Consider the following 14,753-nt stretch of genomic DNA (forward strand, 5'->3'; position numbering starts at 1 on the left):
GTTCCTCCCTCAGAACCCCTGCGGGTCGAAGACGGCGTCCACATACCGCATCGTCTGCTCGCGCCGGCGGCGCTTGCGATCCCCCGCGTCCTCCTCCACGTGCGCCTCATCCGGCCTCACGCGGAAGAGCGGCTGTCCCTTCTGCACGATCGTCCCCTCGCCGCCGTCGATGAGCACCTCCTCGATCGTGCCGGAGAACGGCGCGAGCACCTTGTTGAACATCTTCATGACCTCGAGGACGTAGAGCGGATCGCCGGCGTCGAAATGGCTCCCCTTCGTCACGAAGGCGGGCCGATCCGGCGCCTCCTGCGCGTAGAACATGCCGCCGGTGACCGCGACGATCTCGTTCGCCCGCATCGCGGGCGGCGGCGCGAGGACCTTGCGCATCCGGGCCGAGAGCTCGCTGTCGAGCAGGCGCTCGGGGAGGGCGACCGTCCCGTCCTCCCGCACGTGGAGCTCGAAGAAGCGCGTAGCCTCTCCCGCGAGGACCAGCGCGTCGAGGAGCTCCAGCCCTGCCTGGAAGCCGAGGTGGGAGCCGCGGACCCTCCGCCAGAGCTCGCCGTCATGGCCGGGAGGCGCGGTGTCCTGGGACAGGACCTCTCGCAGCACAGGCCACGACGGCGCGCTGCCCGCCTGGCCCATTCGCTCGCCGAGGCGGCGATAAAAGCCGAGCGCGCGCGCGAGGAGCTCCTGGTCGTGATCCCAGATCGCGTGGGCCGCGGGGGCGTGCGGCTGCGGCGCCATGTTGAGCAGCCAGTACGTGTCCGCGAGCACCTCGACCGGGTTCTTGAGCCAGCGCACCCGCCCCGACCGGACCTCGAACGCCCCCATGTTCCGGCTGAGCCACGCCGACAGGAGGTGCGGCTCCGCGCAGATCCGCTCCACGGGGCGGCGCACAAGCGTGTCCTTGAGCGCAAAGACCTTCCTGAGCGCCCCGTCCGCGCCATCGGGGGCGCCGGACAGCGCCGCCAGCCGGCGCGCGTGACGGGCGCCGAGCTCGGCCCACATCGCGTCGAAATCGAGGCCCCCGAGCTCCACCGAGAGCAGGCCGACCTGCGTGAGGTACGGGACCACGAAGCGCGTCGTCGGCTTCGCCCACACGCTCCGCGCGAGGAACCAGTGCACGAGCCCGTAATGAAACAGGAGGTTCGTGTGCAGATCGCTGCCGCGCAGCGTGGTCGTGCGCAGGATCTCGCAGAGCCGCAGATAGGCCTCCTCGCGGGAGCCGCCGTAGGTCACGAGGAGCGCGATGTTGCTGTCATACGCGCCGGCGAGCCGGTAATGCATGAACACCCCCGTGTCGGGGTTCTTCGCGCAGATGCCCTGATCGTCGCGGATCTCGTGCGGGTGCGGGTCGCTCCAGGAGACGATGACGCCGCCCGCGTGCGGCTCCAGCGCGTCGTTCGTGGCGTTGAGGCGCGCCTCCACCGCGGACCCCTCCCGCCGCGCGCGGATCGGCCGGGGCAGCCGCTCCCCGTGGCGCGCGAGGAGGACCATGCACTCGATGAGCGAGGTCACCTCGAACGCGTCGGCCGGATCGTCCGGGCTCTCGAAGCGGAGAGCATAACAGAGCTCCGACACCCGGTGCTCGACCTGGATCCGGGTGTTGACCTCCATGAAATAGTGATGATCGCCCTCGACGATGCACTCGAATGTCGAGGCCGAGTTCAGCCCCACCGCCCGCCCGAACCGCTCCGCCTCGGCCTCCATCCCGGCGAGCGAGGTGAGCTCGCGCTCGAGCGACGCCGCGCCGCGCGGGTCGCCCGCCGCGCGCGCCCGCTCGATCGCCTCGCGGAGCCCCTCCTGCGTGATCGCCACCTCGAGCAGCTTCTGCTCGTGCATCTGCAGCGAGCAATCGCGCCCGCCCAGCGCGACGCACCACGCGCCGTTGCCGATCAGCTGGATCTCGTTGTGCCGTGTCTCCTCGATGTTGAGCTCGAGCAGGATGTTCTTGTTGTCGCCGACGCCCGCGGCCTTCACCTCGGCGAGGACCTCCCGCGCCAGCGCGGGGACCTCGGCCGCCCGCGCGCGCGCCGCGGCCTCGGGCTCCGCCGCGCCGGGCGCGATGCCGGCGAGCAGCCGCTGCCCCTTGCCGCCGCCGCCGCCGATCGCCTTGAGCCGGATCCGCCGCCCCGGGTGGCGGGCGAGGAGCTCGGCCGCGCCCCGCTCGAGCTCCGCGCAGAGCTCGTCGGTCGTGTAGAGATCCACGCGCCGCGCGTACGCCGCCGCGAGCAGCGCGTCCGCGGCCTCGGCGAGCGGGACCTCCCCGGCGAGCCGCGCCGCGAGCGACGGCCCGCCCAGCCCGCGCTCGGCCGCGGCCGCGCGCAGCGCCGCGTGATCCGGCCACTTGCGGAGCACGATCCGCCGGGTCGCGTCGTCGATGCCGGGCGTCACGCTGACCGCGGTCGCGAGCGCCGTGCGCTTCGCCTCGTCCTTGAGCCCGGCGGCGCGCTGGACCGACGAGCGAGGGCCGATGAACACGAGCCCCGCCTCCTCGAGGGTGCGCACGAACTCCTCGTCTTCGGCCATGAAGCCGTAGCCCGCGAACACGTGCGTGTAGCCGCCCTCCCGGGCGATCGCGACGATCTCGTGCATCAGCTTGACGCGCTCGTCCTTCGTCGCGCCGGTATAGTCCTTCACCCGGTGCACGTGCGCGGGGTGGATGCAGCGCAGCTCGGGCGCCAGCGCGTGCGTGTAGACGATCGAGTCCTTCTCCGACAGGAGGATGCCGTAACGCTCGATCCCCATCTGGGCGAAGACATCCATCGCCTCTTTCCGGATCGGACCCCGGCCGACGATCAGCGGCCGCACGTCCTCGGCGGCGAAGGAGCGCACCCACGCCGAGCTCGATCGCCCGAGCCTGCGGTCGCGCACCACCATCGGATTGCGGTCGTAACCGCGCTTGCTCACGAAACCATCCATGGTCAATGAAACTCCCGCTGAACGCCGGCGAACGGCCCTGGCTGGTAATGGCGGAGCAGGAACTCCAGGTTCTCTCCGATCACCGAGCGGAGCTCGCGCGGCATCACCAGCCGCGAGATGGAGCCCAGGCTGAGCCCCTCGCGCGGGTTCATGAGCTCCCGCTCGTACCGCGCGCTGAACTCGGCCTCTCTCGCCTTGAGCCACGCCGCGGCCTCCTCGCGGGCCTCGGCCTTCGCCTTCGCCTCGTCCATGTCGCGGCCGAGCCGCTCCTTGACGCCGGCCTTCTCCCTGGCGCTCGCCTGCGCGCGCACCTTGCGGAGCTCGTCCTTGTAGACGAACTCCTTGCCGGCCGGCCCCATCACCGCGACGCGCGTCGTGGGGAGCGCGAGGACGACATCCGCGCCGGTCGCGTAGTTGTTGAACGAGGCATAGGCGCCGCCGAACGCGTTGCGCACGAGCAGCAGGATGCGCGGGGTGCGCACGTCGATGATCGCGTCGAGCATCGCCCGGCCGGCCTGCACGATGCCCATCGCCTCCTGCTCCCTGCCCGGCAGGAACCCGGTGGTGTCCTCCATGAAGAGGAGAGGGATATTGTAGAGGTTGCAGAAGCGGATGAAGCGCGCGTTCTTGTAAGCGGCCGCCACGTCGATCTGCCCCGACGCGACCGCGCTGTTGTTCGCCACGAAGCCGACGACGCGCCCGCCGATCCGCCCGAACGCCGTGATCGTGTTGCGCGCGCGCTGCGGCTGCACCTCGAAATAGTCGCCGTGATCGCAGATGCGCTGGATGATGATGCTGATATCGAGCGGCGTATTGTAGCCTGTCGGCGACGAGATCGTCCTGCGGAGCAGCGTATCGATCTCGGTCGTCTCCCGGTCGAGCGGATCGCTCGTCCGCTGGAAGGGTGGGCTCTCGCGGTTGTTGCTCGGCAGGTAGCCGAGCAGGCGGACGGTGGTGCGCAGCGCGCCGACCTCGTCGGGCACCGTGAGATCGGCCACGCCCGAGGCGCCGTGGACCCGGGGGCCGCCGAGGTCGTCGGGCGAGACCACCTCGCCGAGGACCGATTTGACGACCGCCGCCCCGGTCAGGCCGAAGAACGTCCCGCCCGGCTGGATGACGAAGCTGCCCTGCCGCGGCAGGTAGGAGCCGCCGCCCGCGTTGAACCCGAACATGCACATGATGCTCGGCACCACGCCGCTGATCTTGCGCAGCGCCGCGAACGCCTCGGCGTAGCCGTCGAGCCCGCCGACGCCCGCGGGGACGTAGGCGCCGGCGCTGTCGTTGAGGCCGACGAGCGGGATCCCCCGCTCTCCCGCGAGCTGGAACAGCCGGGCGAGCTTGCGGCCGTTCGTCGCGTCCATCGACCCGGCGCGGACCGTGAAATCGTGGCCGTAGAGCGCGATGTCGCGGGTGCCGATGCGCAGGATCGCCGTGACGAGCGAGGCGCCGTCCAGGTTCGGCCCCCAGTTCTCGAAGATGACGCGCGGCGGCTCGGGGGTCAGCACGCGGATGCGCTCCCAGATCGTCATCCGGCCTTTGCTGTGCTGCCGGATGATGTTCTCCGGGCCCGCGGACACATAGGGGCGCCGGCGGAGCTCCTCGGCCTCCCGCAGCGCGGCGTCGTACGCCGAGGCGGGCGCGGCCGCTTCGCCGGAGCGCTCGTCGAGCGGATCGTCGAGCGAGGGCACGACGGCGGCGGGCTTTGTGGCTAGTTCGTTGCGATCAAGGGGACTCATGGACAGGACAGGCACTGTACCATGGCGCGATCGCCGGGCGCACCTCGCGCGCCCGGCGGAGGCGCGGGCCGGCGCCCGCCCCCCTCCACCCGGCGCGCGGCGCCCGCCGCTCGGACTCCGCGCGTCATGCGTGGCCGGGCCCGGCGCTGCTCGGGCCGGCCGCCGGCTCGCGGGCGGCGAGCGGGTCGAAGCGCGCGGTGATGTGGTAAACGCCGGCCTGGAGATCGAGGTTGAGGCTCAGGCCGCTCTTCTCGATCACCCGCATCATCGCCTTGTTGGTGAGCAGGACGTTGGCCTCGAACCCCGAGACCCCCCGGGCTCTCGCGATCTCCGCCGCGCGCCGCATGAGCAGGGTGCCGACCCCCTTGCCCTGCCATTCATCGCGGACCACGAAGGCGATGTCGGCCAGGTTGTTCTTTGGATCGACGTCGTAGCGGGCCATCCCGACGACGTTCTCGTTCTCCGGGCCGGCGCAGGCCACGATGGCCATGCTCTGATCATAATCGAGGTTCACGAGCTGCTGCATCTCCTCGTGAGGGTGCTCCCGCTTGTGGCTCATGAAGCGACGACAGACGCTCTCGTCCGAGAGGCGGTAGAAGAGGTCCTGGAGCGCGGCCTCGTCGGAGAGCCTGACCGGCCGGCAGAGCAGCGCCTCGCCGGACGGGAGGCTCGCCGCGCGGGCCTCCTGAAAGGGGTAGTCCGCGCGCGAGATGACCTGATCGCTGAACACGTAGCGGCGCTGCTTGGCCGCGGCGAGGAGGTCGGCGCGGTGATCGGGGTGGGCGATCTCGATGAGCGCGAGCGCGCGCTGCCGGATGTTCCGGCCCCAGAGATCGGCGACCCCGTGCTCCGTCACCACGTAGTGCACGTCCCCGCGGCTCGTCACGATGCCCGCGCCCTGCTCGAACGCCGGCTGGATCCGGCTGATCGTGCCGTCCTTCGCGGTGGACCGGAGCGCGATGATCGGCTTGCCGCCGCGGCTCCGCGCGGCGCCCCGGATGAAGTCGACCTGGCCGCCGATGCCGGAGAAGAAGCGGCCCATCAGCGTGTCGGCGGCGACCTGGCCCGTCAGGTCGACGGCGAGGGCCGCGTTGATGGCGATCATCCTGTCGTTCCGGGCGATGGTCAGCGGATCGTTGGTGAAGGCGGAGCCGCGCATCTCGAGGACGGGGTTGTCGTGGGCCCAGGCGTAGAGGGCGCGGCTCCCGAGCAGGAACGAGGTCACGAGCTTCCCCGGCAGGAGGGTCTTTCTGCGGTTCGTGATCACGCCGCGCAGGACGAGATCCATCACGCCGTCGGAGAGCATCTCGGTGTGGACGCCGAGGTCGCTCCTGCCCTCGAGGGCGGCGAGCGCGGCGTTCGGGATCTTGCCGATGCCCATCTGGAGCGTCGCGCCGTCGGGCACGAGCGTCGCCACGTGACGCCCGATGGCGCGGTCGATCTCGTCGAGTGGCTCGGTGGCGCGCTCGGGGAGCTCGCGATCGACCGGGACGAGGTGGGTTATCCGGTCCACGTGCAAGAACGAGTCTCCGTGGGTGCGTGGCATCCGCGGGTTGACCTCGGCGAGGACCAGATCTGCCGAGTCGACGGCGGCGCGGACGATATCGACGGAGACGCCGAGGCTGACGAAGCCGTGGGCGTCCGGGGGGCTCACCTGGATGAGGGCCACGTCGATGCGCACCCGGCGCGACAGGAACAGGCTCGGGATCTCGGAGAGGAAGACCGGCATGAAGTCGGCGCGCCCCTCGTGGACCGCCTCGCGGACGTTCTGGCCGATGAAGAACGCCGTGTGACGGAACCGCCGCTCGAGGCCGGGACGGACATACGGCGCAGGGCCTTCGGTCATCAGGTGGACGATCTCGTTGTCGGCGAGGTGGTCGCCGGACTGGACCATGGCGTTCACGAGATCGCCCGGCTCCGCGGCGCCCGAGCCCACGAGGATGCGCCGCCCGCGCGGGATGGCGCGGATGGCCTCCTCGGCCGTCTTGATCTTGCCGGCGAAGCGCGTTTGCCAGTCGGTGACCGTCTGCTGCATCGGATGCCTTCTTGGGGGGCTCGTGGTGGGTGGAGGGACGGTCGTTGCCGGCGTCCGAACGGGCGATGACCGGCTGTCGCTTCGCGCTGGCCGGGCCGCGGTCAGGCGATCTCTTTCTCGGCGAGCAAGGCGGCCAGGACGGCCAGGGCGTCGGTCGTCGTGAACACGCCGACGACGTGTGCGCCGTCCAGCACCACCGCCGAGCCGTACTTGCGCTCGGCCATCTCGCGGACCACCTCGGAGAGCCGCGCGTCCGGCGCGACGGCGTAGGGGCACGGCGACATCGCCTCGCTCACGAGGAGATCATCGCCCTGCTGGTCCTTGAGCGTCTCGATCCAGTAGATGTCCCGCTCCGAGATCATGCCGACCAGCCGGCCGCCGCGCAGCACCGGCAGGTGCCGGATGCGATGCCCGCGCATGAGCGTGCGGGCGAGGCCGACCTTCTGATCGGCGCCGATCGAGTGCGGGCTCCTGGTCATGCAGTCCTGGATGCGAAGCGTGGAAGAGCTCATGGGGCCTCCGCCGGGGCTGGGCTTGCGTGATGGTCCGTGCCCCTGACTCGTGAATCACGTGATTCATGGATTCAGGGATTCAGTGTTTGGTGCTTGGTGGGTTTGCAAGATGCGGACCACTGGGTGGAGCTCGGCGCTCACGGCACCGTCGTCAACGCGGCTGAGCGCGTTGCTCCGACGCGTTGCCCGAGCCGGTGCACGGCCTGCGCCGCGCTGGACGTGCGAGCCCCCGCTGTCCCCCGAGCGCGCGCCCGCAGCGGCTGCGCGCGGGCGCAAGCCGTTCGCCGGGCCGCATCGGCCGGAATGGATTCCACGTCTTCGCGCGCTGTCGAGAGGGGTTCGAGGTGGGGATTCCCATGGAGGACGGAGGTCAACTCCCGCCTTTCCGCCCTCCGGCTCGCGCCGAGGGCGCGGCCCGCTTCTTCGCCCTGCGCCTGCTCTCCGTCGCGTGGCCGCGCGCGCGCGGGCCGTCGCGCAGGGCGGCGATGACGAGCTCGCGGAAGCAGCGGGCGCCCTCGTCGAGGTGCGTCCGCTCGTGCCAGACGAGCTGCATGCGGAAGACCATCGCGGGCATCGGCGGCTCGACGATGGCGAGCGGCGCGATCCGCGCGAGCGCCTCGGCCATGCGGCGCGGCATGCCGGCGACGAGATCGGTGCTCGCGGCGACGACCGCCGCGGCGGAGAAGGTAGGGACCGTGACGGCGATCTGGCGGTGCAGCCCGTGGGCCGCGAGCAGCTCCTGGGCGGCCCGGTTGCCGATGCCGCCGCGCCCGAGCGCGAGGTGGATGTCGACGTGGCGCAACGAGTTGAAGAGCTCGCGCGTCAGCCGGCGGCGGGCGCACGGGTGAGCGCGGTGGACAACGAACACGCTGTCCTGCTCGTAGAGGTCCGCGGCGTGGTGGCCGGGCGGGAGCGGGTGGGCGGGCGCGAGCGCCGCGTCGATGTCGCCGCCGGCGAGCCCGCCGGCCGCCTCGAGGTGGTCGACGCTCACGACGCGGAGGTTCGCGCGCGGCATCTCCGCCGCGAACGACCGCGCGATCGCCGGCAAGCTGCAGATCTGGTCGACGTCGGAGCACGCGAGCGCGAACGCGCGCGCGGTCGCCTTCGGGTCGAACGACCGCTCCCCCTCGAGCGCCCCGGCGATCTCCCCGAACGCCGCCCGGAGCCGCGGCGCGATCTCCTGCGCGCGGGGCGTCGGAGCGAGGCCGCGCCCGCTCCGCACGACGAGCGGATCTCCGAGCTCGGCGCGCAGCCGCGCGAGCGAGTTGCTCACCGCGGACGGCGTGACGTGGAGCCGCCGCGCCGCCCGCGCCGCGCTTCGCTCCTCGAGCACCGCGTGCAGGACGAGCAGCAGATTGAGGTCGATCGCCGATAAATTCACGGGTGGTGATGATTACCATCACGGATCATCACTGGCAATGAGTGCCAGTCGCCCCCATGCTGGCCCGGACATCGAGAGGAGGTTTCGGGATGACACAGCGAGGTGTGCGGCGTGCGATCCTCGTCGGCGGGGGCATCGCGGGCCCGGTGCTCGGCATGTTCCTGCGGCGGCTCGGCGTGGAGGTGACGATCTTCGAGGCGCGCGAGGCGCCTCTGGAGCGCGAGGGGGCGTTCCTGGGCATCGCGCCGAACGGGATGAACGTGCTCGCCGATCTGGGCATGGCGGCCGCGGTGCAGGCGCGGGGCGCGCCCTGCGCGGGGATCCGGTTCGAGAACGCGCGCGGCCGGCGCATCGGCGTGATCGATCAGCGCGAGGCGGCGCGGCGGTTCGGGGCCGGGCTCGTGATGATCCGGCGCGGCGCGCTGCGCGCGGAGCTCGCGGAGGAGGCGGTCCGGCGCGGCGTCGAGATCCGGTACGGCATGCGGCTCACCGACATCGACCGGTCGGATCCGCGCGAGGTCGTGGCGCGCTTCGGCGAGGGCGGTGAGGCGGGCGAGGCGCGCGGCGACGTGCTCATCGGGTGCGACGGGTTCCGCTCGCGCACGCGGGCGAGCGCGCTGCCCGAGGCGCCGGCGCCGGACTACACAGGGCTCCTCGACTTCGGCGGGTTCGCGCGCTGCCCCGGCGCGCCGCTCTCGCCCGGATGGAACGTGATGGTGTTCGGCCGGCGCGCGTTCTTCGGCGCGTTCGCGGCGCCGGGGGGCGAGATCTGGTGGTTCCACAACAGCGGGGAGCCCGACCCGGGGAGCGCCGCCTCGCCGGGGCCGCTGCGCGAGCGCATCCTTGCGCTGCACCAGGGCGATCCGGGCTGGATCTCCGACGTGGTGCGCGCGACCCCGGAGGTGCTCGGTCCGTGGCCCTTGCACGACATCCTCACGATGCCGCGCTGGCACGCCGGCCGGGTCTGCCTCATCGGGGACGCGGCGCATGCGGCGACCCCGCACGCCGGCCAGGGCGCGTCGCTGGCCATGGAGGACGGCATGCTCCTCGCGATGTGCCTCCGGGACGAGGCCGAGCCGGAGCAGGCGTTCGCGACCTTCGAGCGCCTTCGGCGGCCGCGCGTCGAGGCGATCGTCCGCCAGGCGCGGCGGCACGGCAGCCGCAAGGCCGTCGCCGGCCCGGTGGCGGAGTGGTTCCGCGACCGGGCGCTGCCGCTGTTCCTGCGGATCGGCGCCGCCGCGCAGGCGCGCGTGCACGCGTACCGGATCGACTGGGAGGCGCGGGCCGAGGTGCGCGGGGGCGGGGAGGGGACTCGCGGATGAGCCATCGCTCATCTCCCATTGACGTGGCGGCGCATCTCCTTCGGAGCGCTCGGAGGTGCGCTCTACGGGAATCGACATCGATGTGAAGCGTGGCCTCCTGGCCGACCTGGGCGAGCCTCGCCGGACCTCGACGCCTCGGTGCGCGTCAGTCCTTGTCGTCGGCCTGGGCGACGTTGCCCGGCACGCCCAGGGCGACCGCGGCCATCCCTTTGCCCTTGAACCGGTTGTGCCAGAGGCTCTGGCCGGTGAGCGAGAAACACTCGATCTCGCCCTGCTTGGCGAGGAAGAGCCGGTCTCCCTCCAGGAGGAGCGTGGCGCGGCCCTGCGTGGCGGTCTCCGCCTGCCAGAGCAGCTCGCCCGTCGGGTAGCGCAGGCAGGCGATGCTGCTGAAGGTCGCCGCGTAGATCGCCGCAGGCGTGATCAGGAGCGCGGTGGACGAATACCCGGCGCCGCCCTGCTTGTGCTCCCAGAGCACGCGCCCGGTGACCGGGTCGACGCCGAAGATCTGATCCAGGAACGCCGCCACCAGCACCGGCGCCGCCGCGATTGTCCGGTATTCGCTCATCCGTTGCCTCTCTTCCTGATTGCGCCCAGCGAGCAGCTATCAGCAGGGGGGAAGCGCGGCAAGCTGCGGGCACGCGCGCGGTCGCGAGCCGTGCGCACGACGGACGATGCGCGCTCGCATGGGCTCCCGGCGCACAGCTGAGGGCGGGGCGAGCTCCACGGAAGAGGCTCCTCGCTGCGCTCCTCCGGCGCGGCGGTCGTCCATCGGCGCACCTCGGAGAGCGCCGGGGGCGGCTCCGCGCGCGGAGGATCGACATTTCGCCCGCGTTCGCTCTACTCTCCTCCGCCGCCCGGGCTTCGATGAAAGACACCGCACCGACGCAAGACCAGGCCCTCTGCTTTTATCGAGCCGCGCTCTCGACGGCGCGGCTGATCGACCGGGAGAACGAGCACCGGGTGCTCGACACCGACGCCGACGCGGCGTGGCGAGCGTACGGGGGCGACTTGCAGCAGGTGCTCAACCTCCTGGCGGTGGACTTCGGCTGGAGGTTGGTCATCTGGTTGCTCCCGACATGACGCACCCCTGGCTCAGGAGATGGCCGATCTCGGACTTCGGCCAGCGAATCTACCTCGTGCGCGCGCATCACGCGCCCGACGATCCATCCAGGGACCATCTCGAGCCCGTCCCGCCCCTGTTTGCCTCGTCCGCCATCGATGCTCGGCGGAATGAGGACCTCCAGGTCCTCCAGGAGATCTACTGCGAGCTTACCCTCGGCGGCCGGTCGAGCCCGCACCACCAGGACCATCGAGAGATTCGCGATCGGATCACCGCGCGGGTACGTCAGGCGCTGGAGCACGGAGAGCTCGTCGCGCTCCGCGAGATCCACGCCGCGGCGTCCGCCGCGCCCCGCGGCCCGGAAGCCCGCGCGCCGCATGATGCAACGGCAAGGTCACGGCCGGCCCGATCTCCCGGGGCGGCGACCGAGCTGTCGTTCTACGAGGTCGTCCTGCTGGACGAGCTGGAGACCCCGATCGCCGGCGTGAGCCTGCGGGTGAGCACGCCTGCAGGAGAGGTCGTGCGCCGAACGGACGGAAGCGGGCGCGTGCGCGTCGACGGCGTGCCGGCGGGCTGGGGGAGCGCCGCCATCGCCAGCGCCGGTGAACTCGCCAGGGCGCTCGCCGGCCGGGAGCGGGGCCCGCGCCGGACCACGCCGTTGCCCGAGAGGGACGCGTGGCACGTGCGCGTCCCGAGCCGCTGCGGGGACGCCGTGAGCCTGCCGGATGCCGAGCCCCAGACGCTCCTGCTCGTGACGCGCACCGACCTCGTTCATATTGCCCAGGCATCCCCGTGGCGCGCGCTGTCCCTGGTCGATCGGGCGGGGCCATGGCAGCTCACCCTCGCCGGGGAGCGCGCGATGCTCGCGCTCCACTCCGGTGCGATAGGCGCTCAGGCCGTCGTCCAGGGAATGGTACCGGAGCCCTCGCCAACTCCGCCGCCGCCGATCCCCCCGCCTCCGATCGATGCCGGGCTATGGATCGCGCCCAACGTGCTCGTCGTCCAGAGCGGCGACACGCTGGTGCGGATCGCGGCCCGCTACCTCGGAGACGGCGCCCGCTGGAGGGAGATCTGGGCGCTCAACCAGGAGCGCTACGGAGGGCGGTCGCCCGACGTGATCTTCCCCGGCGACACGCTCGTGATGCCGGCCGAGGCGATCCCGGAGTGGGTCGCGCTGCCGGCCAGCCCTGCGCCCCCGCCCGACGCGCCGGCGCCCGCCGCGCCGGCTCCGCCCGAGTGGCTCCGCGCGGCGGTCGACGCGCTCCACGAGGCGCTGTTCCAAAAGCGCCTGGATCCGGTATGGCGCTTCCTCGAGAGCATTCCGCTCGACCTGCCCGCGCCGAGCCTCGATGCGCCGCCCCCGTTCGTCGAGGAGCTCGTCTACCGATCGACGATGGTCGAGCTGGCCCTCGAGGGGAAGGTGGATCCCGTGTTCCAGGAGGCGGAGCAGGTCTGATGCTGAAGCTCAGGGTCACCTGGCCGAACGCGGGGCACGCGCTCCTGCCCGAGGCGGGGGCCGACGTGCGCCTCGAGGCCGGCGGGGCGCCGTTGCCGCTCGCGTCCATGTCCCCGGGCGTGCGCGAGTTCGACATCCCCGACGGGACGGCGCGGGTCGTCTTGAAGGCCACGTTCACGGCCTCGTTCGGCGCCGTCGGGCGCGTGGGCGCGATGAGCCATCCCGTGCTCCAGGTGGAGCAGCCCTACGACGTGGCCGCGGGGGGAACGATGCTGGAGGCGGCGAGCCTCCCCGCCTATGTCAAGAGCCACCCGCTCGTGGACACGAAGGTGATGGCCAACGTGAACGGCGCCGCGCTGACGCAGATCCGGACGGAGTTCGTGAACATCACGCCGTTCTGGATGGCGTACGCCGCCTCCGCGTCCGAGTACGTCGCCGAGCACCAGCCGGGCGATCCCGAGCTCATCGCCCTCGGATACACCGGCGGAAAGCCGCTCATCTGGTTTGCGACCGTCCCCGCCGCCTGCGCCGCGCCGCCTGCGCCCGGGGTCGGCTGCCTCGTGTTCTTCCGGCCTCAGAGCTACGCTTATGCTCGCGTCGACGAGGCCCACCACGAGATGTTCGGGCTCAACCGCTATCTGCTCAAGCCCGTCGATGATCCACACGCGGACGTCTGGCGGCGCGACGTGTTCCGCCCCGACCCCAGCGACGGCAACAGGCCCTATGTGTGGCTGCGCGCTGGCTTCGAGGACGCGCTCTCCCGGAGCCAGAAGCCCGTGGTCATCCTTCACCCCTGGCCGAGCGGCTCCGACTTCGGCGGCGCGACGGGCGCGTCGCTTCCCGCCCTCGCCGGCGGCGCGCTCCGCCTGCTCTGGGCTGAGCAGCGCCTCGGAAAGAACCGCGGCGCAATCCAGCTCGGCCGCCTCGGCATCGCGGGCTACAGCGCCGGCGGTCTGTCCATGTGGGCCGCCCTCGCCGGCAACCGGCAGCGCGTCTCGGAGGTGTACGCGTTCGACGCGCGGGGCACGCCCTCCAGCGCGGGCGCCGCGATCCAGTGGTTCAACTCGCGGAGCGACACGGTGCTGCGGATGACCGGGGGTTATCAGCTCGCGGCAAACGAGGGGATCCGGATCAGCATCGAGAAGCTCGCAGGTGGCCCTGCATCGCGTGTCACCGCGACGCCGCCCGACAAGAAGGCCTATGAGGCCGGCAGCAACCCGCTCTGGGATCACGTGATCTCCGCCTACCCACAGCTGCGCGAGAGAGCCGACTGCTGGCATCAGTTCGCGGTCTTCGGCGGCTATGTCGCCGTCCCCGGTCCCTTCGCCCTGACCTTTCTGCAACAGTTCTTGCAGGACTCCCTGTTTTGAAGCGCGCCATCGTCCCGCTCGTCGTCGCTGCGCTCGCGGCAGCCCTGGCAGTCGGTCATCTGGGCTGTCATCGAGAGCGCCTGCCCCAGGGCGATGCGTCGACGGGGGTGCTCACCTCGTCGGCGAGCGCGGTGAGCGCGCCTGCGTCGCCAGCCTTGCCCACCGGAGCCGCCTCCGCGGGCGACGCGGGTCTGCCCGATCTGGATGCTGCGCCCCTCGGCACCACCGGGGCTCCGCCATCGGGATCGCCGCTGTCGAGCGCCGAGGCCGCGTCGGGGTCGCCCGCTCCCGGGATGTCCGCCGGCCCGAGCGCGCCGGCTGGCAAGCCGTTCGACCAGGATGCCTGGCTCGCCGCCCGCGGCGTCACCTGGCGCCCCGACGCCTCGTGCTTGTCGACCCTCGCCACGGTACCGCCTCAGCGCCTCAACGTGTGCTCGTGCCACGGGGCGCTCAGCCTGCCGGAGGTCGAGCTGATGGTCTGCTCGCGCGGACGCGAGCAGGAATCCACGGCGGTGCCCTTCGTGACGCACACGGTGCTCCACGCAGCGCGAGGCGGCGCGCTCCGGGCCGTGCTCGACGTGCCCACCGGCGCGATGCTCGACGACTGCGCGCCGGACACCCCGATCCCCTGCTCCGTCGCGCTCGACCTCCGCGTCGAGGGGGACGCGGTCCGATTCGAGGAGCCGGCTGGGACGACCCCCGCGTGCGACCACCCGTCGATCGCCACGAACAAGCCCCTCCCGGTCGCCTCCGGCTGGAACAGCGCCTCCTGGCAGGGCGCGCGTGCCACCTACCGGCGTATCTGCAACACCCGCGGCCGGTACGTCTGGCAGCGCGGCGCGCTCCGCCGCGCGCCGTGATGGGGTGAGGTCGACCGGTCGCGGCGGGCTCGCCCGATCCTGTCATCCGAGGGGGTGGCCGGATTTGAACATGAAGGCGGGAAGGCGGGAAGAAAAGAT

At 71.9% G+C, this 14,753-nt stretch carries 11 protein-coding genes; 5 read left to right on the top strand and 6 right to left on the bottom strand.

The annotated features are described in order from the left end of the window. Positions 1-9 precede the first annotated feature (9 nt). The 5 genes from WMF36_RS17450 to WMF36_RS17470 all read right to left on the bottom strand — a co-directional run bounded on the left by WMF36_RS17450 (position 10) and on the right by WMF36_RS17470 (position 8,586). On the bottom strand, positions 10-2,922 hold the full coding sequence (locus WMF36_RS17450; RefSeq protein WP_437580737.1) for a biotin/lipoyl-containing protein: 2,913 nt from the start codon (positions 2,920-2,922) through the stop codon (positions 10-12). A 2-nt stretch (positions 2,923-2,924) separates the two neighbouring features. Next, entirely contained in the window at positions 2,925-4,658 is a 1,734-nt protein-coding gene (locus tag WMF36_RS17455) for an acyl-CoA carboxylase subunit beta (protein ID WP_437580738.1), read from the bottom strand. A gap of 124 nt (positions 4,659-4,782) precedes the next feature. Next, on the bottom strand, positions 4,783-6,693 hold the full coding sequence (locus WMF36_RS17460; RefSeq protein ID WP_437580739.1) for a GNAT family N-acetyltransferase: 1,911 nt from the start codon (positions 6,691-6,693) through the stop codon (positions 4,783-4,785). Between the two features lie 101 nt (positions 6,694-6,794). Continuing rightward, positions 6,795-7,205, bottom strand: a complete 411-nt coding sequence (locus tag WMF36_RS17465; RefSeq protein WP_437580740.1) for a CBS domain-containing protein — start codon at positions 7,203-7,205, stop codon at positions 6,795-6,797. Between the two features lie 370 nt (positions 7,206-7,575). After that, the gene (locus WMF36_RS17470; protein ID WP_437580741.1) at positions 7,576-8,586 is read right to left on the bottom strand and encodes a LysR family transcriptional regulator; all 1,011 of its coding nucleotides are present in this window, start codon (positions 8,584-8,586) and stop codon (positions 7,576-7,578) included. A gap of 89 nt (positions 8,587-8,675) precedes the next feature. Here WMF36_RS17470 and WMF36_RS17475 point away from each other — a divergent pair, with 89 nt between their 5' ends. Then, complete coding sequence (locus tag WMF36_RS17475) at positions 8,676-9,908, top strand: FAD-dependent oxidoreductase (protein ID WP_437580742.1); 1,233 nt, start codon at positions 8,676-8,678, stop codon at positions 9,906-9,908. 145 nt (positions 9,909-10,053) lie between these two features. Here the strand turns inward: WMF36_RS17475 and WMF36_RS17480 are convergent, their stop codons facing one another. Further along, positions 10,054-10,473: an outer membrane protein assembly factor BamB family protein gene (locus tag WMF36_RS17480; protein ID WP_437580743.1), complete on the bottom strand. Its 420-nt coding sequence runs from the start codon at positions 10,471-10,473 to the stop codon at positions 10,054-10,056. A gap of 299 nt (positions 10,474-10,772) precedes the next feature. Between WMF36_RS17480 and WMF36_RS17485 the strand changes: the two genes are divergently transcribed. Genes WMF36_RS17485 through WMF36_RS17500 form a run of 4 tightly spaced genes read left to right on the top strand, consistent with a single transcriptional unit; the run spans position 10,773 to position 14,654 of the window. After that, positions 10,773-10,988, top strand: a complete 216-nt coding sequence (locus WMF36_RS17485) for a hypothetical protein (protein ID WP_437580744.1) — start codon at positions 10,773-10,775, stop codon at positions 10,986-10,988. Next, complete coding sequence (locus WMF36_RS17490) at positions 10,985-12,424, top strand: LysM peptidoglycan-binding domain-containing protein (RefSeq protein WP_437580745.1); 1,440 nt, start codon at positions 10,985-10,987, stop codon at positions 12,422-12,424. The genes WMF36_RS17485 and WMF36_RS17490 overlap by 4 nt, the downstream gene beginning before the upstream one ends. After that, entirely contained in the window at positions 12,424-13,794 is a 1,371-nt protein-coding gene (locus WMF36_RS17495; RefSeq protein ID WP_437580746.1) for a hypothetical protein, read from the top strand. Before WMF36_RS17490 ends, WMF36_RS17495 begins: the two co-directional genes overlap by 1 nt. Continuing rightward, positions 13,791-14,654, top strand: coding sequence for a hypothetical protein (locus WMF36_RS17500; protein ID WP_437580747.1), 864 nt, complete (start codon positions 13,791-13,793; stop codon positions 14,652-14,654). Before WMF36_RS17495 ends, WMF36_RS17500 begins: the two co-directional genes overlap by 4 nt. The last annotated feature ends 99 nt before the right edge of the window (positions 14,655-14,753 follow it).

Source organism: Sorangium sp. So ce887, from assembly GCF_051521455.1.
Lineage (GTDB): Bacteria > Myxococcota_A > Polyangia > Polyangiales > Polyangiaceae > Sorangium.

What these genes read in the sequence shown, in the direction of transcription:
- WMF36_RS17465 (WP_437580740.1), bottom strand. Translation starts at nt 7,205, where the DNA reads ATGAGCTCTTCCACGCTTCGCATCCAGGACTGCATGACCAGGAGCCCG.
- WMF36_RS17490 (WP_437580745.1), top strand. Translation starts at nt 10,985, where the DNA reads ATGACGCACCCCTGGCTCAGGAGATGGCCGATCTCGGACTTCGGCCAG.
- WMF36_RS17460 (WP_437580739.1), bottom strand. Translation starts at nt 6,693, where the DNA reads ATGCAGCAGACGGTCACCGACTGGCAAACGCGCTTCGCCGGCAAGATC.
- WMF36_RS17485 (WP_437580744.1), top strand. Translation starts at nt 10,773, where the DNA reads ATGAAAGACACCGCACCGACGCAAGACCAGGCCCTCTGCTTTTATCGA.
- WMF36_RS17495 (WP_437580746.1), top strand. Translation starts at nt 12,424, where the DNA reads ATGCTGAAGCTCAGGGTCACCTGGCCGAACGCGGGGCACGCGCTCCTG.
- WMF36_RS17455 (WP_437580738.1), bottom strand. Translation starts at nt 4,658, where the DNA reads ATGAGTCCCCTTGATCGCAACGAACTAGCCACAAAGCCCGCCGCCGTC.
- WMF36_RS17450 (WP_437580737.1), bottom strand. Translation starts at nt 2,922, where the DNA reads ATGGATGGTTTCGTGAGCAAGCGCGGTTACGACCGCAATCCGATGGTG.
- WMF36_RS17480 (WP_437580743.1), bottom strand. Translation starts at nt 10,473, where the DNA reads ATGAGCGAATACCGGACAATCGCGGCGGCGCCGGTGCTGGTGGCGGCG.
- WMF36_RS17475 (WP_437580742.1), top strand. Translation starts at nt 8,676, where the DNA reads ATGACACAGCGAGGTGTGCGGCGTGCGATCCTCGTCGGCGGGGGCATC.